The sequence below is a fragment of the Pseudomonas sp. Marseille-Q8238 genome (genome assembly GCF_965111915.1).
This window is the reverse complement of sequence record NZ_CBCOPI010000001.1, coordinates 1240321-1259358: the sequence shown is the minus strand read 5'-3', so window position 1 is coordinate 1259358 and position 19038 is coordinate 1240321. Positions and strand designations below refer to the sequence as shown.

Sequence of the window (19038 nt, the reverse complement as noted above, 5' to 3'; positions counted from 1 at the left end):
GAACAACAAGCAGGAACAAATCCTTGGCAACACCTGAGCCCGTTCTTCCCATGTTCGGGACAGGTTGGCAGCGACTCAGCGACGAGGCAGATACTGCAGTGGATCCACAGGTTTACCTTGGAGGCGAATCTCGAAATGGAGCTTCACCCGGTCGGTCCCCGTGGAACCCATCTCGGCAATACTTTGCCCGACTTTGACTTGCTGACCTTCCCGTACCAGCAACCTGCGGTTGTGGCCGTAGGCGCTTACATAGGTATCACTGTGCTTGATGATGACCAGTTCGCCGTAGCCCCGTAATCCACTTCCGGCGTACACAACGGTGCCATCAGACGCAGCTAAAACAGGCTGTCCCAATTCGGCAGCGATATCAATGCCTTTATTCAAACTACCGTTTGAGGAGAATTTCCCGATCAGAACGCCATTGGCGGGCCATGCCCAGCCCTTTACCGAACGCGCTGCGGGCGGCACCTGGACAGGCGGAGCAGTGACCACGGGCGGTTTGTTGGCAGGCGCTGTCTGCCCGGAAGAAGTCTGTACGGGAGGCCGCGTGGCCGGTGGCGGAGTCGTTGTCGGTGCCGACGAAATGACAGGCGGTACACCAGCGGCACCGCCCGGTACATCGAAACGAATTGCCTGCCCCGGACGGATTACGTAGGGCGGTGGAATATTGTTACGGGCAGCCAGCGCCTTCCAATCCCAGCCGAAACGGAACGCGACCGAATAGAGCGTATCGCCCCGTTGAATCAGGTAACTGCCGCTGGTAACCGGCTGACGCTGTGGCGTAGCCCGGGCACCGGCATGCGTACGATCGACGACTTGTACACCACCGGGTGGGGAGCTGGCACACCCCGCCAGCAACGCGGCAATAAACAAAGTGCTGAGGCCGAAAAGACCAGCAAAGCGATCCTGCTGCTGTGTGGCTATGAGTCTCAACCCGTGCTCCCTGTGCCGGTTGTTCTTGAAGAATAGGCGCTATTGTGCCGGATTTATCCGTCGGAGCCAGCCGTTTACGCCTGCGCCTGCCTCGCTATTGCGGCTGACGAGGCATCAATAGGACCGCATTATCCGTGACATGCTCAGGCCAATGGCCCATTGAGCAGCGGGACAAAGCGCACCGCATCGAGCACGCGACGGGAATAACCGTCCTCTTCACGGACGATCAGCAGCAGCTCCTGAACATCGCCCGCGCCGACCGGAATCACCAGCCGTCCGCCCGGAGCCAGTTGCTCCAAGAGCGCCTGTGGCACTTCAGCCGCCGCAGCAGTGACGATAATGCCATTGTAGGGCGCCAGCGCCGGCCAGCCTTCCCAACCATCGCCCCAGCGAAACACAACATTGCGCAGTTTGAGTTCGGTCAGCCGCTCCTTGGCCCGGTCCTGCAGCCCCTGGATACGCTCCACGGAAAACACCCGCTCAACCAGTTGCGCCAGCACGGCGGTCTGGTAGCCGGAGCCGGTGCCGATTTCCAATACCTTGTCCAACGGCCCCGCCGCCAACAACAGCTCGGTCATGCGCCCGACCATGTATGGCTGGGAAATGGTCTGGTTATGGCCGATGGGCAGGGCGGTATCTTCATAGGCACGATGCGCCAGTGCTTCATCGACGAACAGGTGACGCGGCGTACGCCGGATCACTTCGAGCACGTGCGGGTTGGACAAGCCTTCTTCGTACAGGCGCTCGATCAATCGCTCGCGGGTGCGTTGCGAGGTCATGCCGATACCGTGGCGCTGATGGTCCTGGCCACGCATCAGAGCAAGCCCTCCAACCAATCCTGCACACCGGCAAAGGCATCGTTGAAGGTGCGATCGAGCTGCAGCGGCGTGATCGACACATAGCCCTGCATGACGGCATGGAAATCGGTGCCCGGCCCACCATCCTCGGCATCGCCGGATACCGAGATCCAGTAGCCTTCCTTGCCGCGCGGGTTGACCGCCTTAACGGGCGCTGCGGCACGTGCGCGGTGCCCGAGTCGGGTCAATTGCACGCCACGAATACGCTCAAGCGGCAGATTGGGCACGTTGACGTTGAGCACCGTGCGCGGCGGCAGATCGAGATCGGCATGCGCCTCGATCAACTTGCGGGCGAAATAGGCCGCCGTCGGCAGGTTGTCCGGCAGTCGCGAAACCAGCGAAAAGGCAAATGCCGGACGCCCGATGAAACGTCCCTCCAGGGCCGCGGCCACGGTGCCGGAATACAGCACGTCATCGCCCAGATTGGCCCCCAGGTTGATGCCCGAGGCAACCATGTCCGGCACCTGTTCGAGCAAACCGTTGAGCCCAAGGTGGACGCAGTCGGTCGGCGTGCCATTGAGGCTGATATAGCCGTTGGGCAGGTACATCGGGTGCAACGGGCGATCGAGGGTCAGCGAGCTGCTCGCGCCACTGCGGTCCTCGGCGGGCGCGACGATCACGCACTCGGCATAATCGGCTAGCGCGCCATGCAGCGCGGCGATACCGGGCGCCAGCACCCCATCGTCGTTGGATATCAGAATTCGCATGGATTTTCCGTCGGTCCCGTCGGCAGCAGTTCAACCAGTTCGCGCACCACGACGGTGGCGAAGCATCCAGCCGGCAGGACGAATTGCAGTTGCAGAATGTCAGGCTCGGGATAATGCCACGTCAAACCGCCAATGGGGAGGCGCAGGATTCGCCGTTCGTGCGCCATGCCCGCTTCGGCCAGCCAGTTCGCGAGATCCGGCTCGCGCAACGCAACGGACTGTTCCAGTTGCCCCGTCTCGCCGGCGGCGGGCGATTCACCTGCCCCCCACAACGGGCCTGTCGGGTGCAGATCGAGAATGGCCAGGCGTGGATCACTGCACTCGGCATCGCCCGCCATGAAAAAACTGCGGCTGTCGGTAAAGGCCAACAGGTCACCCACTCGCGCCTGATTCCAGTTGCCCGCTGCCACACGCTCGGCCAGCAATTGATTGAACAGGTAGCTGCGTGCTGCAGACAACAGCCGCGAACGCACATTGCGTTGCTCTGGCAACTCATGCCGTGCAGCGAACTGACGTGCATCGACCACGTTACCGCCCTGATGGCCAAAGCGCTGCAGGCCGTAGTAGTTCGGCACGCCCTGCGTAACCAGTTGCTGCAAGCGCTGCTCCAGAGCGTTTTTGTCGCCCTCGAACTGAGTCAGGCGCAAGGTGAAACCATTGGCCGAATGCGCGCCGCGTTGCAATTTGCGCGAATGACGAGCGGTCTTGAGGATGCTCAGACTGTGCCCTTCGGCGCCACTCAGCTCGGGATCGGCCTTGCCCGGCAGGTGCAGGCTGAACCACTGGCGGGTCAGGGCCTGGCGATCTTTCAAGCCGGCATAGCTGATATTGCGTTGCGAGACACCAGCCGCACGCGCCAGACGCCGGGCGGCTTCCTCGGTATTCAAGCCGCGCTTTTCCACCCACAGCCAGAGGTGCTCCCCCTGCCCGGAAAGAGGAATATCCAGCACTTCATCGACCTGGAAATCTTCGGCCGTGGCTTTCAGCACCGCGCGCGCGACGATCTCGCCATGGGCGTGCGGACCCAGCAGTTGCAGTTCGTTCATGCCTTGGCCAACAGGGCTACGGCGTGTACCGCGATACCTTCCTCACGCCCGGTAAAGCCGAGCTTTTCGGTCGTGGTGGCCTTGACGTTGACCTGATCCAGTTCGACTTGCAGGTCAGCCGCAATCAACGTGCGCATGCTCTCGATGTGTGGAGCCATCTTGGGCGCCTGGGCGATGATGGTGGCGTCGACATTGCCGATCACCCAGCCCCTGGCCTCTACCAGGCCATACACGTGGCGCAGCAACACCCGGCTGTCGGCGCCCTTGAAGGTCGGATCGGTGTCGGGGAAATGCTTGCCGATATCCCCCAGCGCCAAGGCGCCGAGCAAGGCATCGCTCAAGGCATGCAGCAGCACGTCACCATCGGAATGAGCAACCAGACCATATTTATGGGCAATCCGAACGCCGCCCAGGGTGATGAAATCGCCTTCGCCGAAGCGGTGAACGTCGTAGCCGTGGCCAATGCGCATGAGCACGTGTCCTGGAAAAAGTCCGGATTCTAACCGAAAGCATTGCCCCGGTCCCGCTGGCGCAGACTTGCCTCCAGCCTTATCCAATCCGTAGAATGATAAATATTCCCATTTGAAACATAACCTCAGCATGTCTAGCCATCCGCCTGCCCTACACGACCAGGTCAGCAGGATCTATCAGGATCATCACCGCTGGCTGCTCGGCTGGCTGCGGCCGCGCGTCGATTGCCGGGATCTGGCGGCTGATCTGGTCCAGGATGTCTTCGTGCGAGTGCTGAGCGCGGACAATGCGGCCGGAAAGCTGGAAGTCGTGCGTGAGCCACGCGGCTACCTGGCGACCATCGCGCGCCGCCTGATGATCGATCACTTCCGTCGTGCTCGTCTGGAGCGGGCCTGGCTGCAGGCACTGGCCGAACAACCGGAAGCCGAGGACATCTCACCGGAAACCCGTGTCATCCTGCTGGAAACCCTCTGCGAACTGGACGCCATGCTTGCCGGCCTTGGCCCCAAGGTGCGCAAGGCGTTCCTGCTCTCGCAGCTCGAGGGCATCCCTTACAAGGCCATCGCCGAAACGCTCGATGTGTCGCTGATTACCGTCAACCGCTACATCGCCAAGGCCCTGCACCATTGCATGCTGCACAACCTGGAGGCCGGGCTGTGAGCGTCTCGCTCGACGCCCGCCAGCGTGCGGCGCTGGAGCAAGCGGCCCATTGGTATGTCTGCCTGAATGCCGGTACGACAGACCCGGCTGATCGGGACGCCTGGCAAGCCTGGCTCAATACCGAACCCCTCAATCACTGGGCCTGGCAGCAAGCCGAGCGTCTGCAGCAGCGCCTGCAACAGTTGCCCACGCACCTGACAGGCCGCACGCTCGATCTCGCCGACCAGGCGCGCAGCACCAATCGCCGCAGCGTTCTGAAGGGCATCACCCTGCTCATTGGCAGCGGTGCGGTCGGCTGGACGGGTTATCAGCAGGCACGCAGCGAGCATTGGCTGGCGGACTACCGCAGCACCGTGGGTCAGCGATTGCCACTGACCCTGGCCGATGGCAGCCAGGTGCAACTCAACACCAGCAGCGCCATCGACGTGCAGTACGACGCTCGGCAACGGCTGCTCGCATTGCGCCAAGGCGAGATCATGGTCAGCACAGCCACGGACCAAGCCGGTCGACCGTTTCTGGTACGCACGCCACACGGCACGATTCGCGCACTGGGCACGCGCTTCTCCGTGCACCTGAGCGCTGAACACACCCAGGTTGCCGTTTATGAACATCAGGTACAGGTCACGCCGCTACAGGGCGCACCCACCCTGCTCGGCGCCGGCCAGCAAGGCCAGCTCTCGGCAAAGGCGTGCACCCAGCAGACGCTGGACAGCAGCCAGGGCGCCTGGAGCCAGGGCCTGCTGATTGCCAACGAGCAGCGCCTGGGCGACTTCCTCGCAGAACTTGGCCGCTATCGTTCAGGTTGGCTGCGTTGCGACCCTGCCATCGCCGACCTGCGCATCAGTGGCACCTTCCGTCTCGACGATACCGATCAGGCACTGCGTGCCGTAACCAGCGCCCTGCCCGTACGCGTCGAGGAAAGAACGCGCTACTGGATCACCGTGCGCCCGGTCTAGGGCGCAGCCGCAACAAGCCTTTTTCAATAGATCGCCAATTATTTTTCGGCGCAAATGATATTTCTTCTCTTTCTCGTTCGACTTATGGAGAACGGCCCTGCGCCGCCCCTCTGCCAACTCCAAAGAGAACGCGATATGAAGTCCGCCCGCCGCACCTCGGCTTTCACCCCCTCACGACTCAGCACCGGCATTCGCCACGTACTGTTCTGCTCCACCCTGTTGTTACCCCTCGCCGCTCCACTCGCTGCTCACGCTGAATCGGACGTGCGTGAATACCATCTGCAGCAGGATGACCTCGGCAGGGTACTGACCCGCTTCGCCGCCGAATCCGGCGTGGTGCTGTCGTTCGATGCCGGCCTGACACAAGGCAAGGTCAGCCAGGGGCTGAACGGGCACTTCAGTGTCGAGGACGGTCTGCGCCATCTGCTGGTCGGCAGTGGCCTGCAGGTACTGCGCGAGAATGACGGCCGCTACACGCTGGTGGCAGCCCTGGACCAGACAGGCGCTCTCGAACTGGGAGCGACCAGCATCACCAGTAACCAGCTCGGTACCATCACCGAAGGTACGGGTTCCTACACACCAGGCACCATCGCCACGGCGACGCGCCTGGTGCTGACGCCACGCCAGACGCCGCAATCGATTAGCGTGATCACCCGCCAGCATATGGATGACTTCGCCCTGGACTCTATCGACCAGGTCATGCGCCATACCCCCGGCATCAGTGTGTCGACCTACGACAGTGAGCGGACCAACTACTATTCGCGCGGATTTTCCATCGACAACTTCCAGTACGATGGCATCCCCACGCTGCGTAACTCGGCCTACTCGGCAGGCCATACCCTCAGCGACATGGCCATCTACGACCGTGTTGAAATCCTCAAAGGTGCCCCGGGCCTGCTCTCAGGTGCCGGTGCCCCGGGCGGGGTGATCAACCTGATCCGCAAGAAACCGGGCCACGAGTTCAAGGGCCAGCTCGAGCTGGGAGCCGGCAGCTGGGACAAGTACCGCTCGCAGGTCGATGTCACCGGGCCGCTGACCGACAGTGGCAATGTGCGCGGCCGTGCCGTAGCGGCCTACCAGGACGAGCACTCGTTCATGGACCACTACGAGCGTAAAACCAGCGTCTACTACGGCATTCTCGAGTTCGACCTGAGCCCGCAAACGCTGCTCAGCGTCGGTGCCGACTACCAGAACAACGACCCCAAGGGTTCCGGCTGGTCCGGCAGCCGTCCGCTGTTCGACAAGAATGGCGAGCGCATCACACTGCCCCGCTCGTTCAACAACGGCGCCAAATGGAGCAGCTGGCAGCAATACAACTACAGCCTGTTCGCCACGCTGGAGCACAGCTTCGACAACGACTGGGTCGGCAAACTGCAGTACAACTACCAGCGCAACGGTTACGACGCGCCCCTGGGCTCGATGCAGAGCCCGCCCGACCCGGCTACCGGATTGGCCAGCCTGTACGCCAACAAGTACACCGGCGAAACCACCAGCAACTCCCTCGACGGCTATGTCAGCGGCCCCTTCAGCCTGCTGGGCCGCCAGCACGAGCTGGTGCTCGGTGCCTCGACGTCCCGCGCGCACTGGCTGGGCAAGGACTACTGGAACGTCACCTACTTCGACAACGACATCGACTTCTACAACTTCAACGGCAATGTGCCCATGCCCGACTGGGGCCCCCTGGGCCGACGTATCGACGAGGTTACCCGGCAGAGCGCGCTGTATCTGACCAGCCGCTTCAGCCTGAGCGAACCCCTGTCGCTGCTATTGGGTGCACGTTTGGCCGACTACCGCCTTAGCGGCAGCGACAAGAGCGTCGAGACCGGCCGCCTGGTGCCCTATGCCGGCCTGACCTACGACCTCAACGAGAACTACTCGCTGTACGCCAGCTACAGCGACATCTTCATGCCGCAAACCTATTACCGAGACACCCAGAACAAGCTGCTGGAACCGGACGAAGGGCAAAACTACGAGGCCGGCATCAAGGCCGAGTTCTTCCAGGGCCGACTTAACGCCAGCCTGGCTTACTTCGAGGTGCACCAGGACAATCGTCCCGAGTCCGACCTCAATGCCGTGGCATCGGTGAACCCGGACCCTTATCTGGGCATCAAGGCCAAGACCAAGGGCTATGAAGCGGAAATCTCCGGCGAACTGCTCCCAGGCTGGCAACTGCAAGCCGGCTACACCCACAAGATCGTCCGCGACGAACACGGCGCCAAGGTGTCCACCTGGGAACCCCAGGATCAGGTCAAGCTCTACACCAGCTACCGCCTGGGCGGTGTTCTGGACAAACTCACCCTGGGCGGCGGCGCCCGCTGGCAGAGCGAGAGCTGGCAGGTGATCAACAATCCAGGCAAAAAGACCAGGGAGAAATTCACCCAGGACGCCTACTGGCTGGTAGACGCGATGGCCCGCTATCAACTCACCGAACAACTGTCGGCAAGCGTCAATGTGAACAACCTGCTGGACAAGAAGTACTACACCAACATTGGCTTCTACCGCTCCGCCTACTCCGGCGATCCACGTAATGTCATGTTCAGCACCCGCTGGGACTTCTGAGCCAAACCGAATAGAAAGCCCCGCTAATGCGGGGCTTTTCGTTCACGGTCTTCTGAGTGATCGCCTCCCGCACTGAAACGTGAGCCCATAATCCGCTCAGTTTTCACGATGGATGACGCTTTTTCCACCCACCATTTATGGCGGATCGATGAGGCGCGACCCACCCTACAGGCGCACAGCACAATAAAAAATGCCCCGCACAAGCGGGGCATTTTTCTGGTCTGCACCATCACGTTCAGTTGTTGAGTGCCTGGGCATGGTGGCGCAGGTGGTCCTCGATAAAACTGGCGATGAAGTAGTAGCTATGGTCGTAGCCCGGCTGCAGACGCAAGGTCAGTGGATGCCCGGCAGCCTTGGCGGCAGCTTCCAGCACCTGTGGCTTGAGCTGGCCCTCGAGGAAGTCGTCACGATCCCCTTGATCCACCAGGATCGGCAGCTTTTCCGTGGCCTCGGCGATCAGCAAGCTGGCATCCCACTCGCGCCAGCGCGAGCGGTCGTCACCTAGGTAGTTGGCCAACGCCTTCTCGCCCCATGGGCAGCTGAGCGGGTTGGCGATCGGCGCGAAGGCCGACACGGATTGATAGCGTCCCGGATTTTTCAGGGCACAGATCAGCGCGCCATGGCCACCCATGGAGTGGCCGGAAATACCGCGCCTGGTCGAAACCGGGAAATTGGCCTCGACCAGCGCCGGCAGCTCCTGCACCACGTAGTCGTACATCCGATAATGCCGTGCCCAGGGCTCCTGGGTGGCGTTGACATAGAAGCCGGCACCCAGACCGAAGTCATAGGCGCCATTGGCGTCGTCTGGTACGCCTTCACCGCGCGGGCTGGTATCCGGTGCGACGATGATCAGGCCGAGCTCAGCCGCCATGCGCTGGGCACCAGCTTTCTGCATAAAATTCTCGTCGGTGCAGGTCAGGCCGCTGAGCCAGTACAACACTGGCAACTTGGCGCCCTGCTCAGCCTGCGGCGGCAGATACACGGCGAACACCATGTCGCAGTTGAGAGCCGTCGAGCGATGCCGGTAGCGCTTGTGCCAGCCGCCAACGCTCTTGTTGCTGGATACGATTTCGAGGGTCACGTGAAACTCCTATCGCGTAGGGTGGAAGGCCGCCCCGTGGAAAACCGCGAGGCGTTTTCCACCAGACAAGGCGGACAAGCGACCGGGAGGGCCGCCTTGTCCACCCTACGGATCAGTAGTGGATGACAGTGCGGATGCTCTTGCCTTCGTGCATCAGGTCGAAGGCTTCGTTGATCCGCTCCAGGCCCATGGTGTGGGTGATGAAGGTATCCAGCGGGATCTCGCCCTTCTGCGATTTCTCCACGTAACTCGGCAGCTCGGTACGGCCTTTGACGCCGCCAAACGCCGAGCCACGCCAGACGCGACCAGTCACCAGTTGGAACGGGCGGGTGCTGATTTCCTGGCCCGCGCCAGCGACGCCGATGATCACGCTCTCGCCCCAGCCCTTGTGCGCGCATTCCAGCGCCGCGCGCATCAGCTGCACGTTGCCGACGCACTCGAAGCTGTAGTCGACGCCGCCGTCGGTGAGTTCGATGATCACGTCCTGGATCGGCTTGTCATGGTCCTTCGGATTGACGAAGTCGGTCGCGCCCAACTCGCGAGCCACGTCGAACTTGGCCGGGTTGATGTCGATGGCGATGATGCGCGACGCCTTGGCCATCTTCGCCCCGATGATCGCCGCCAGGCCGATGCCGCCGAGACCGAAGATGGCTACCGTGGCACCCTCCTCGACCTTGGCCGTGTTGAGCACCGCACCGATGCCGGTGGTGACGCCGCAGCCGAGCAGGCAGACCTTCTCCAGCGGCGCCTCCTTGGGGATCACCGCCAGCGACACTTCCGGCAGCACGGTGTATTCGGAGAAGGTCGAGCAGCCCATGTAGTGGTAGATCGGCTCGCCGTTGTAGCTGAAGCGGCTGGTGCCGTCGGGCATCAGGCCCTTGCCCTGGGTGGCACGCACCGAGCTGCACAGGTTGGTCTTGCCGGACTTGCAGAATTTGCACTCGCGGCACTCGGCGGTATACAGCGGGATCACGTGGTCGCCAACCTGTACCGAGGTCACACCCTCGCCCACGGCCTCGACGATGCCGCCGCCCTCGTGACCGAGGATCGCCGGGAACACACCCTCGGAATCGGCGCCGGACAGGGTGTAGGCATCGGTGTGGCAAACGCCGGTGGCGACGATGCGTACCAGCACCTCACCGGCTTTCGGCGGGGCCACATCCACTTCGACGATCTTCAGCGGTTCGTTGGGGGCAAAAGCCACGGCTGCACGGGACTTGATCATGAGGTTCTCCAGTGGATGGGATATGGCGCGCAGTGTAGATCACCGCGTTTTGGTGAATAATCCCTGGAAAGGCAAAACATTATTGCCAACTGGGGATAATCAACCGCTATGAACCGATGGGAAGGCCTGGACGAATTCGTCGCCGTCGCCGAATGCGGCCAGTTCACCGCCGCCGCTACTCACCTGGGCCTGTCGTCCTCGCAGGTCAGCCGTCAGGTCGCCAAGCTGGAAGAGCACCTGCAGACCCGGCTGTTCTACCGCAGCACCCGCAAGGTCGTGCTGACCGAAGCCGGGCAGACATTCCTGCAGCATTGCCTGCGCCTGCAGGATGCCCGCGAAGAAGCGCTGCGCGCCGTCGGCGACCTGGCTGACGAGCCCAAGGGCCTGCTGCGCATGACCTGCGCCGTGGCCTATGGCGAGCGCTTCATCGTGCCGCTGGTCAACGACTTCATGCAGCGTCATCCGCAACTGCGTGTGGAGATCGAGTTGAGCAACCAGACCCTCGACCTGCTGCATGGCGGCATGGACCTGGCGATCCGCCTCGGCCGCCTGCAGGACTCGCGTCTGGTAGCTACGCGCCTGGCGCCGCGGGTCATGCACCTGTGTGCGGCACCGCTGTACCTGGAACGCTACGGCAGGCCACACAGCCTGTCGGAACTGGCACGGCACAACTGCCTGGTCGGCAGCAGCGATCACTGGAGCTTCCAGCAGAACGACCGGGAAATCTCCCTGCGGGTGCAGGGCAACTGGCGCTGCAACAGCGGCGAGGCAGTGCTCGACGCGGCGCTGCGGGGCTTTGGCCTGTGCCAGTTACCCGACTACTACGTGCAGACGCACCTGCACAGTGGCGCACTGATCGACCTGCTGCCCCAGCATCGCCCACCCCATACCGCGGTCTGGGCGCTCTACCCGCAACAACGCCACCTCTCGCCCAAGGTGAGGCAGTTGGTCGACCTGCTCAAGGAGGGGTTGGCGCAGCGGCCGGAGTATCAACCTGGGGCTGTTGCCGTTTCGCTTTAGCTCATTGAATCGGATGCCTCCACAGGCACAAACGGACACCGCAATTGGTGGGCTGGAGCCCACCCTACGCGACGGCATAACTCTGTAAGGTGGGCTTCAGCCCACCAACTGGCGCGTCATGAAACGCAAAGGTCGAACGTCCGCAACTGCCTCAATCCGGCCATCCATGTCGAAACAGCAACACCCCCTGGCGCAGGGTTCCTATCATGGCAACGGCTTTACCGCTGGGCGCTTGGAATTCATGCCGGAGTCAAGCACTCCGGGGCATCCAGTGTGGGATCGTTGACCAGATTGGCCAGTACTCGCTCACGCAGTGGCGGGGTTGGGGTCAACAGCAACGTCTGCAAGTGCGCCATGGGCGTATCGTCGGCCAGCCAGGCACGCTGCTGCTCGGCATCGAGCATCACGGGCCGGCGTAGATGAGCCGCCGCCTGGGTGATCATCGCCACACTCAGGTAAACATGGTCGCCAGCCGGATAGGCCTCCCACAAACCAGCGAAGTGCAACAGGCTCTCTTCGCCGGTTAGCCAGAATGGTCGCTTGCGCTGGGTACCGCGCCACTCATAGAAACCGTTGGCGGGCAGCAGGCAGCGTCGCTGACGAAAGGCCTCGCGGAACATCGGCTGTTCGCTGAGGGTTTCCGCGCGGGCGTGCGACGGTGATTTCGACAGGTCATTGAGCCAGGCCGGCGTCAGCCCCCAGCGGCCACTGGCCGCCTGGAGCTCGCCTTCCACCTGTCGCAGAAACAGCACCTGGGCGCCAGGCGCCAGGTTCCAGTGCGGCGCCTGTCCGACCGGAAAACCAGGCAACGCCGACAAGCTGGGCGACCAGCGAAACAGGGCAAAGCGGCCACTCATAGCACACAGACTCGTCAGGAAAGGCAAAAAGACACTGTGCGTATCAGCACAGCAAGGTGCCAGGATGCTCCTCGGGCTCATCTCCCGGCACCGGCGCGGCGGCATTGTACGCGGCGATCAGTTGCCGTGCGCGCTCGGCGTCCTCGTTCTCCACCAGCAGACCGAGCAAACCAAAGGCCGGCAAATCGCCGAGGGCACCGAGCAGATGACTGCCGGTCAGGTGGGCATCGACACCTTCACTGGCAAGCATGGCCAGCAGCAGTTCGCCTTCGATCAGGTCCTGTGGCTCATAGATACGCTGCATCAATCGTCCTCCCGACGTACATCCACCGACCATTCCACGCCATCGGTGCGCAAGTCGAACAGGATCGGCCTACAGCACACCGGGCAATCCTCGACATACGCCTGATCCCCCGCCGACAGGTCGAGCAATGTATCGACCTGTTCACCGCAGTACGGACATTGATACGCCTGTGTCTCCAGCATCGCGACCTCCATTGTGACTTGCGGGTACAATCTCCGGTCTATTGCAGGCCCTATGCGGGCTACCTCCTTTCACCGCGCGCTGCAGAACCACGAGAACATGATGGGCGAATTCGATTCCATCCGACCTTACAACAATCAAGAAGTCCCCACCGTCATCGCTCGCCTGCTGAACGACCCGACGTTTCTCGGCACGCTCACGCGTTTCCGTTTCCCGCGCCTGGCGGGGCCATTCGGCTGGTTGCTCAAACCTCTTATAGCCCATCGGCTACGTCAGCAGGTCGCGGGCATCGAAACAGTCGAAGCCCTGCAGGACAAGATCGAGTTCTATGTCGACCGCACCATCGAGCGTGCAACCGATGGCGTGACCTATTCCGGCCTGGAGCAGCTCATCCCGGGAACCGCCTATCTGTTCATCGCCAACCACCGCGATATCGTCATGGACCCGGCCTTCGTCAACTACGCCGTGTACCACGCCGGTCTGCCGACACCGCGCATCGCGATTGGCGACAACCTGCTACAGCGCCCCTTCGTCAGCGACCTGATGCGCCTGAACAAGAGCTTCATCGTGCATCGCAACCTGGCCGGTCGCCGCGAGAAGCTGGCCGCCTTCCAGTTGCTGTCGGCCTACATCAATCACTCCATCCGCGTGGACGGGCAGTCCATCTGGATCGCCCAGGCCGAAGGGCGTGCCAAGGACGGTGACGACCGCACCGACTCGGCGATCCTCAAGATGTTCCACATGAGCCGCAAGGACGAACCCTTCGCCGAGGTATTGCGCTCGCTCAAGCCAATCCCGGTGTCGATCAGTTACGAATACGATCCCTGCGACCAGGCCAAGGCACGGGAACTGACCATACGCGCCACCACGGGCAGCTACGAGAAGGCGCCTGGCGAAGACGATGCCAGCATCGCGCTCGGCATCACTGGCTACAAAGGTCGCGTGCATATCCACTTCGGCGCGCCGCAGCTCGACGGCTTCGAAGACAGCAAGCAACTGGCGACCCTGCTCGACCAGCAAATCCTCACCGGCTACCGGCTGTTCCCCGTGCACTATCTGGCCTATGCCCAGTGGAGCGAGCGCTGCGTCGAACTGGATGTACCGGCAATCGATCAGTTGTTCCCGGCAGCGGAGCTGACCAAGGCACGTGGCGAATGGCAACGCCGGCTGGACGCCTGCCCCGCCGAGCAGCGCCCCTGGCTGATCCAGCAGTACGCCATGCCGGTACGCAATCAATACCGGATCAAGGCTGGCATACCGCTCTAAGCAACCGATTGGTCAGATAACCGGAGCGTGCGCGACACCGCACGCCTCCGGCACCAGCGTCAGAATCGGGTACTGAACCAGGACAGCAGCACGGCGGCACTCAACGTGGCCGCCGCGAACCGGTAGAAGAATCGGTTGAGGCGCTGGGTGCGCTCATCCTGCAGGCTCGCGGGCTCGTCCATATCCGCCATTACAGGCTGCCCGGCCAGGGTCGCGACAGCACGTTGCTCACGCACTCGGGTCGCAATCAGCAGCCAACTTCCGGCTGCGGCGAAAAACAGTGCCAACGCATTGATAACCTGCGCGGGGTGAAGCTGAAACAAGGACCAGAACGCCTGCAGCGACATCATCAACCTCTGCATGGAAGCCGACCGCAGGCGAAGCCGCAGACGGCAGGGAAACGTTTAGACAGTGCAATTCACCAGGAGCGGGCGAACGCGCGGGCGGAGTCTACCGGAGCGTTTCAGGCGCCGCTGCCGATTCCGACGAATGCCGGTTCGCCGTCATCTGGCTGTAAGAAGGGCCTGCCAGACTGCCGCCTTTTCCAGGTACGGACCCCAGTCATGTTGCACGCCCAGGTTCAGGATCACCTCTATCGAATCGCCCACAACGATGAGCAGCAAGCGCTGGTCGGCGCCTTTGCCATCAATGTCCAGGATACTCACTGGCTGGTCTATTGCGCCCTCGGTGGTCACGACCACCCGGAACTGCCCGAGAACGACCCCGACACGGGGATCAGTCTGCCGCAGTTCTACCAGCAAGCCGCCTGAGCGCGCACAAACAAAAAAGCCCGGCTCAGGCCGGGCTTTTTATTGCGTCACGCTTACTGCGAGAGGATCTGCCCTACGGTCGGATCCTTGAAGGCGCGAGTCAGGGCATCGCTGAGTACGTCAGTGACCAGTTTAGTGTTGGTCTCCTGATTCGGCGCCATGCCAAAACGCTGGTTCAGCGAGGCACCGTAACGGCCGGTGTAGCGACGGCTGCTGTTCTGCACATCTACACGGAAGCTGGCACTGATGTCAGCTTCGGTCACATACATCCCCTCCTTCGGCGACTGATATTTCAGCTCGGCGAGAGTCAGGGTCAGTTGCGGTGCGTTGTAGGCATTCGGGCTCGGAGTGAAGCCCAGCAGTCGCACGGCGGCCTCGGCTTCGGCCTGCAGGCGCGGCAGGATGTCCTGGCCTTGAACGATGATCGAGCTAGTTTCCGGATACAGACCGCCACGGGTGCCCAGGTTAGGCGACTGACGCCCATCGGCTACGCGTACGACCACTGGCTGCCCCTGGCCAACCGCGACCAGTGAAGACGTGAGTTTGGGTTGCGGCTTGAGTTGTTGCGGGCTGTGGGCACAGCCGACCAACGTCAGGCCGAGCAGGGCGATCAGGCCGAGCAGAGCACGGTTCATCATGCTTGATCTCTCCAAAAGGTGGGGTCAGGAAATGGCCGGCAGTATAACCAGCGTCATCCGCACCTGACAGCTGGTTTTTCTGACCGTCAGCCCCCTCGCAGGTTCCTGTCACGCCCTTGTCACCCAAGCCTGCGATAAGGGTTTGGCCGATCCCGAGGACACTCCGATGATGCGTTTGTGGAACCTGCTCACCCTGCGCCCGAAAATGCGTTGCTTCGCCCTGCTCGACAGCAACGGACACTGTCGCGCCCTGCGTGAATGCCGGGAGGTACCCCTCCATGCCGGTTGGGTCGAAGTCTGTGAAATACGCCCACACTGGCTGGGCCAGACGCTGCCATATGGCATGCTGGTTCAGCCCGGCAACCTCGAGCCAGCTCGCCGCCCGCTGCTGGCAGCATAAAGCCCCGGGAAATCTATTACGTCGCACGACAACCGTCCGAAGGGTGGCAGCCGTAAATGGCAGGCCATAAAAAACCGCCCCGAAGGGCGGTTTTCTGTACCACATTCACATCACGCGTCCAGCTGCAGCCTTGCGGTGCTCTGCGTGCTGACTTCGCGATACAGCGCGGCATCTTCTTCCAGAGCATGCTCACGCGCCGGGAAGATTTCCTTCAGTTTGCTGGTCCACTGCTCGCTACGCGCCTGCTCGGCGAAGCAGCGCTCGATCAGGTTGAGCATGATCGACACGGTGACCGACGCCCCCGGCGAAGCGCCGAGCAGGGCGGCAATAGTGCCGTCCTCGGCAGCCACCAGTTCGGTACCGAACTGCAGCACACCGCCCTTCTTGGCGTCCTTCTTGATGATCTGCACACGCTGACCGGCCACTTCCAGGCGCCAGTCTTCGGCTTTCACCTCGGGGTAGAACTTGCGCAGGGCATCCAGACGCTGATCCTGGGACTGCATCACTTCCTTGATCAGGTAGCGAGTCAGGTCCATGTTGTCGCGCGCCACGGCCAGCATCGGGCCGATGTTGCTCGGACGCACCGACAACGGCAGGTCGAGGAACGAACCGTGCTTGAGGAACTTGGTGGTGAAACCGGCGTACGGGCCAAACAGCAGTGACGTCTTGCCATCGACCACACGGGTGTCGAGGTGCGGGACCGACATCGGCGGCGCACCCACTTCGGCCTGGCTGTAAACCTTGGCCTGGTGGCGCTTGACCACCTCGGGGTTGTCGCAGCGCAGCCACTGGCCACTGACCGGGAAACCGCCAAACCCCTTGCCTTCCTCGATACCGGACATCTGCAGCAGCGGCAGTGCACCACCACCTGCGCCGAGGAACACGAAGCGAGCCGAGACATTGCGCAGCGCGCCGCTCTGGGTGTTCTTGACCTGTACACTCCAGCCCGCCTCGGTGCGCGTCAGGCCGGTAACCTTCTGGTTGTAGCTGACGTTGATGCCGCCCTGGCTGGCCAGGTACTGCAGCAACTGATTGGTCAGTGCCCCGAAGTTGACATCGGTACCGTTCAGCGCACGGGTCGCCGCGATGCGCTCATTGGCATCACGTCCCTGCATCATCAGCGGCATCCACTCGGCCATGGTGGCCTGGTCTTCGGTGTACGCCATGTCGGCGAAAGCATGATGCTGGGTCAACGCGGCATGGCGGGTCTTGAGGAACGCGACATCTTTCTCGCCACGCACGAAGCTCAGGTGCGGCACCGAGTTGATGAAGCTCTTCGGCGAACCGAAGGCGCTCTTGCCGCACAGGTAGGACCAGAACTGCTTGGAGACTTCGAACTGGGTATTGATGGTGACGGCTTTCTTGATATCGACCGTGCCATCCGCCGCTTGCGGCGTGTAGTTCAGTTCGCACAAACCGGCATGGCCGGTACCCGCGTTGTTCCACGGGTTGGAGCTTTCGATGGCCCCGGATTCGCGCAGCTCGGCGATTTCCAGTGTGAGGCCGGGATCGAGCTCCTTGAGCAATACCGCCAGGGTGGCACTCATGATGCCGGCCCCGACCAGCAGCACGTCCACCGTTTCGTGATTGTTTTGCGTCATTAACGCTTCTCCAAGATCTGCAGTACCAAATCGATGACAACGACCTTTTGAGCCGCGCATCAACCACTAATCACTGACAGCCAGGCAAATGCCCGGAATATCGGAGGGGCGACCATCAGGGGCCAGAAACCCGGCCTGACCCGATTCTCGCAACCTCAACCAGTACGCGCGCGACCGGTGGGCGGCACGCATCCCCAAATCTCTGAAATCCCGTCGCGGCGCAGTTTGGCCAACTCCTGGCATGAACCTGCAGCTCGTCTGCGTAGCACCCGGACACAGGGCATTCAGCAGACCGGTTTTTCCGGCGCGCACGATACCATTAATGACGCATTTTCAGACGCAAAAAATGCGCGACTGGCATCTGCCCGCCGTAATTCTTTAGTCGAATCAGCCGCGGGCAGCCTTGATCGCCTCGATATAGGGCTCGGCCAGGCGCTGATCCTGAATCAGGGCAACGAAATCACGCCCTTCGGCGTCCGTGGCATTCAGGTCATAACCAGCCTCTTTGAAGAAGCCGAGAAACTGCTCGAAGTCGTCGATGCGCAGGCCACGATAGGCCTTGACCAGCTTGTGCAGGGACGGTGATGTGGCATCGGCCGGCTCGACCGCCAGGAACAGCTTGATCGCGTCCTCGCTGATTTCCTCGCCAATCACCTGTTTCTTGTCTTTACGCATGACGCACTCCAGCTAGCACGGGGGCGCGCAGTTTACCCCTGCCCCGGCCCGCCGCTCAACGCGGCCGTGCACCGGAAATGCGCATGAATAGCTCTCCTAAGAACCTGCTCCGGATCTCGCGAGCAGATCCAGGACAGCGTCTCAGAGGCCTTTCACCGCGTAGATGCCCGCGGCGTTGCGCCAGTAGCCCTTGTAGTCCATGCCGTAGCCGAAGATGTAGCGGTCTTCGCAGGGCAGGCCGACGTAATCGGCCTTGAGGTCGGGGCGAGCCTTGCGGTCATGGGTTTTGTCGATCAGCACTGCGGTGTGCACGGCGCTGGCACCGGCGTGCTTGCAGAACTCCATGATCGCCGCCAGCGTATGCCCCTCGTCGAGGATGTCGTCGATGATCAGCACTTCGCGGTCGATGAAGGAAATTTCCGGCTTGGCCTTCCAGAACAGCTCGCCGCCGGTGGTTTCGCTGCGGTAGCGCGTGGCATGCAGGTAGGACAGTTCCAGCGGGAATGTCAGCTTCGGCAGCAACTTGCCAGCGAAGATCAGCCCGCCATTCATCACGCAGAACACCACCGGATTACGCTCGGCCAACTCGCCGTTGATGGCCTCGGCCACCTGATCGATGGCCGCCTCGACCTGCTCGTTGCTGTACAGGCAGTCCGCCTCGGTCATGACAGTGCGGATATGGTCGAGATCGACGGACATGGCAGTACTCCGGAAACGGCTGGCAGTTAACTGATTAAAAAATAGCCGGCAAAGGTACTCAGACAGAGGAAACAGGGCAAGCCTGCAGCCCGTCTTTCTGACTACCTGCTCAGTTTAAATTGACGGATGCCTT

At 62.0% G+C, this 19038-nt stretch carries 22 protein-coding genes; 7 read left to right on the top strand and 15 right to left on the bottom strand.

What is annotated here, in order from left to right; translation table 11 throughout:
• Window positions 1–75: 75 nt before the first annotated feature.
• The 5 genes from ACWPW0_RS05670 to ispF form a co-directional block, all read right to left on the bottom strand.
• Window positions 76–924 carry a peptidoglycan DD-metalloendopeptidase family protein gene (locus tag ACWPW0_RS05670; protein WP_454256696.1) on the bottom strand — a complete coding sequence of 283 codons (849 nt, stop codon included), beginning with the start codon at window positions 922–924 and terminating at the stop codon, window positions 76–78.
• A 152-nt stretch (window positions 925–1076) separates the two neighbouring features.
• Window positions 1077–1712 carry a protein-L-isoaspartate(D-aspartate) O-methyltransferase gene (locus ACWPW0_RS05665; RefSeq protein ID WP_454256695.1) on the bottom strand — a complete coding sequence of 212 codons (636 nt, stop codon included), beginning with the start codon at window positions 1710–1712 and terminating at the stop codon, window positions 1077–1079.
• 35 nt (window positions 1713–1747) lie between these two features.
• Window positions 1748–2497: a 5'/3'-nucleotidase SurE gene (surE, locus tag ACWPW0_RS05660; protein ID WP_447589799.1), complete on the bottom strand. Its 750-nt coding sequence runs from the start codon at window positions 2495–2497 to the stop codon at window positions 1748–1750.
• A complete protein-coding gene (truD, locus tag ACWPW0_RS05655) occupies window positions 2485–3543 on the bottom strand; it encodes a tRNA pseudouridine(13) synthase TruD (RefSeq protein ID WP_454254692.1) in 1059 nt (352 codons plus the stop codon). Before truD ends, surE begins: the two co-directional genes overlap by 13 nt.
• The gene (gene ispF, locus ACWPW0_RS05650) at window positions 3540–4013 is read right to left on the bottom strand and encodes a 2-C-methyl-D-erythritol 2,4-cyclodiphosphate synthase (RefSeq protein WP_447589795.1); all 474 of its coding nucleotides are present in this window, start codon (window positions 4011–4013) and stop codon (window positions 3540–3542) included. The genes truD and ispF overlap by 4 nt, the downstream gene beginning before the upstream one ends.
• A gap of 130 nt (window positions 4014–4143) precedes the next feature.
• Between ispF and ACWPW0_RS05645 the strand changes: the two genes are divergently transcribed.
• From ACWPW0_RS05645 to ACWPW0_RS05635, 3 genes are all read left to right on the top strand, one after another.
• Window positions 4144–4674 carry a sigma-70 family RNA polymerase sigma factor gene (locus ACWPW0_RS05645; RefSeq protein WP_454254691.1) on the top strand — a complete coding sequence of 177 codons (531 nt, stop codon included), beginning with the start codon at window positions 4144–4146 and terminating at the stop codon, window positions 4672–4674.
• Window positions 4671–5630 carry a FecR domain-containing protein gene (locus ACWPW0_RS05640; protein WP_454254690.1) on the top strand — a complete coding sequence of 320 codons (960 nt, stop codon included), beginning with the start codon at window positions 4671–4673 and terminating at the stop codon, window positions 5628–5630. Before ACWPW0_RS05645 ends, ACWPW0_RS05640 begins: the two co-directional genes overlap by 4 nt.
• 135 nt (window positions 5631–5765) lie before the next feature.
• Window positions 5766–8189, top strand: a complete 2424-nt coding sequence (locus ACWPW0_RS05635; RefSeq protein WP_454254689.1) for a TonB-dependent siderophore receptor — start codon at window positions 5766–5768, stop codon at window positions 8187–8189.
• Window positions 8190–8424: 235 nt separating this feature from the next.
• Here ACWPW0_RS05635 and fghA read toward each other — a convergent pair whose 3' ends face one another.
• Together fghA and ACWPW0_RS05625 are read right to left on the bottom strand one after the other, a co-directional pair.
• Window positions 8425–9270, bottom strand: a complete 846-nt coding sequence (gene fghA / locus ACWPW0_RS05630; RefSeq protein ID WP_454254688.1) for an S-formylglutathione hydrolase — start codon at window positions 9268–9270, stop codon at window positions 8425–8427.
• Between the two features lie 112 nt (window positions 9271–9382).
• Complete coding sequence (locus tag ACWPW0_RS05625) at window positions 9383–10495, bottom strand: S-(hydroxymethyl)glutathione dehydrogenase/class III alcohol dehydrogenase (RefSeq protein WP_454254687.1); 1113 nt, start codon at window positions 10493–10495, stop codon at window positions 9383–9385.
• Between the two features lie 108 nt (window positions 10496–10603).
• Between ACWPW0_RS05625 and ACWPW0_RS05620 the strand changes: the two genes are divergently transcribed.
• Window positions 10604–11515: a LysR substrate-binding domain-containing protein gene (locus ACWPW0_RS05620; RefSeq protein ID WP_454254686.1), complete on the top strand. Its 912-nt coding sequence runs from the start codon at window positions 10604–10606 to the stop codon at window positions 11513–11515.
• Between the two features lie 239 nt (window positions 11516–11754).
• On the opposite strand, the gene ACWPW0_RS05615 is transcribed toward ACWPW0_RS05620, so the two are convergent.
• The 3 genes from ACWPW0_RS05615 to ACWPW0_RS05605 are packed head-to-tail and all read right to left on the bottom strand — an operon-like array spanning window position 11755 to window position 12858.
• Window positions 11755–12372, bottom strand: a complete 618-nt coding sequence (locus ACWPW0_RS05615; RefSeq protein ID WP_454254685.1) for an SOS response-associated peptidase — start codon at window positions 12370–12372, stop codon at window positions 11755–11757.
• Window positions 12373–12415: 43 nt separating this feature from the next.
• Complete coding sequence (locus ACWPW0_RS05610) at window positions 12416–12676, bottom strand: putative signal transducing protein (RefSeq protein WP_447589780.1); 261 nt, start codon at window positions 12674–12676, stop codon at window positions 12416–12418.
• Window positions 12676–12858 (bottom strand): CPXCG motif-containing cysteine-rich protein, encoded by a 183-nt coding sequence (locus ACWPW0_RS05605; protein WP_447589779.1) that lies wholly within the window; start codon window positions 12856–12858, stop codon window positions 12676–12678. The genes ACWPW0_RS05610 and ACWPW0_RS05605 overlap by 1 nt, the downstream gene beginning before the upstream one ends.
• 97 nt (window positions 12859–12955) lie before the next feature.
• Here ACWPW0_RS05605 and ACWPW0_RS05600 point away from each other — a divergent pair, with 97 nt between their 5' ends.
• Window positions 12956–14122 carry a 1-acyl-sn-glycerol-3-phosphate acyltransferase gene (locus tag ACWPW0_RS05600; protein WP_454256694.1) on the top strand — a complete coding sequence of 389 codons (1167 nt, stop codon included), beginning with the start codon at window positions 12956–12958 and terminating at the stop codon, window positions 14120–14122.
• Between the two features lie 59 nt (window positions 14123–14181).
• On the opposite strand, the gene ACWPW0_RS05595 is transcribed toward ACWPW0_RS05600, so the two are convergent.
• Window positions 14182–14472, bottom strand: coding sequence for a hypothetical protein (locus ACWPW0_RS05595; protein ID WP_447589777.1), 291 nt, complete (start codon window positions 14470–14472; stop codon window positions 14182–14184).
• 213 nt (window positions 14473–14685) lie between these two features.
• On the opposite strand from ACWPW0_RS05595, the gene ACWPW0_RS05590 reads away from it, so the two are divergent.
• The gene (locus tag ACWPW0_RS05590; protein WP_447589776.1) at window positions 14686–14892 is read left to right on the top strand and encodes a hypothetical protein; all 207 of its coding nucleotides are present in this window, start codon (window positions 14686–14688) and stop codon (window positions 14890–14892) included.
• Between the two features lie 53 nt (window positions 14893–14945).
• Here the strand turns inward: ACWPW0_RS05590 and ACWPW0_RS05585 are convergent, their stop codons facing one another.
• Window positions 14946–15530 (bottom strand): YajG family lipoprotein, encoded by a 585-nt coding sequence (locus ACWPW0_RS05585; RefSeq protein WP_447589774.1) that lies wholly within the window; start codon window positions 15528–15530, stop codon window positions 14946–14948.
• Between the two features lie 166 nt (window positions 15531–15696).
• Between ACWPW0_RS05585 and ACWPW0_RS05580 the strand changes: the two genes are divergently transcribed.
• Window positions 15697–15930, top strand: coding sequence for a hypothetical protein (locus ACWPW0_RS05580; protein ID WP_454254684.1), 234 nt, complete (start codon window positions 15697–15699; stop codon window positions 15928–15930).
• A 110-nt stretch (window positions 15931–16040) separates the two neighbouring features.
• Here the strand turns inward: ACWPW0_RS05580 and mqo are convergent, their stop codons facing one another.
• From mqo to ACWPW0_RS05565, 3 genes are all read right to left on the bottom strand, one after another.
• On the bottom strand, window positions 16041–17531 hold the full coding sequence (gene mqo / locus ACWPW0_RS05575) for a malate dehydrogenase (quinone) (protein WP_447589770.1): 1491 nt from the start codon (window positions 17529–17531) through the stop codon (window positions 16041–16043).
• Window positions 17532–17918: 387 nt separating this feature from the next.
• The gene (locus tag ACWPW0_RS05570) at window positions 17919–18206 is read right to left on the bottom strand and encodes a PA4642 family protein (RefSeq protein WP_447589769.1); all 288 of its coding nucleotides are present in this window, start codon (window positions 18204–18206) and stop codon (window positions 17919–17921) included.
• Between the two features lie 141 nt (window positions 18207–18347).
• Window positions 18348–18905 carry a hypoxanthine-guanine phosphoribosyltransferase gene (locus tag ACWPW0_RS05565; protein WP_447589767.1) on the bottom strand — a complete coding sequence of 186 codons (558 nt, stop codon included), beginning with the start codon at window positions 18903–18905 and terminating at the stop codon, window positions 18348–18350.
• Between the last annotated feature and the right edge of the window lie 133 nt (window positions 18906–19038).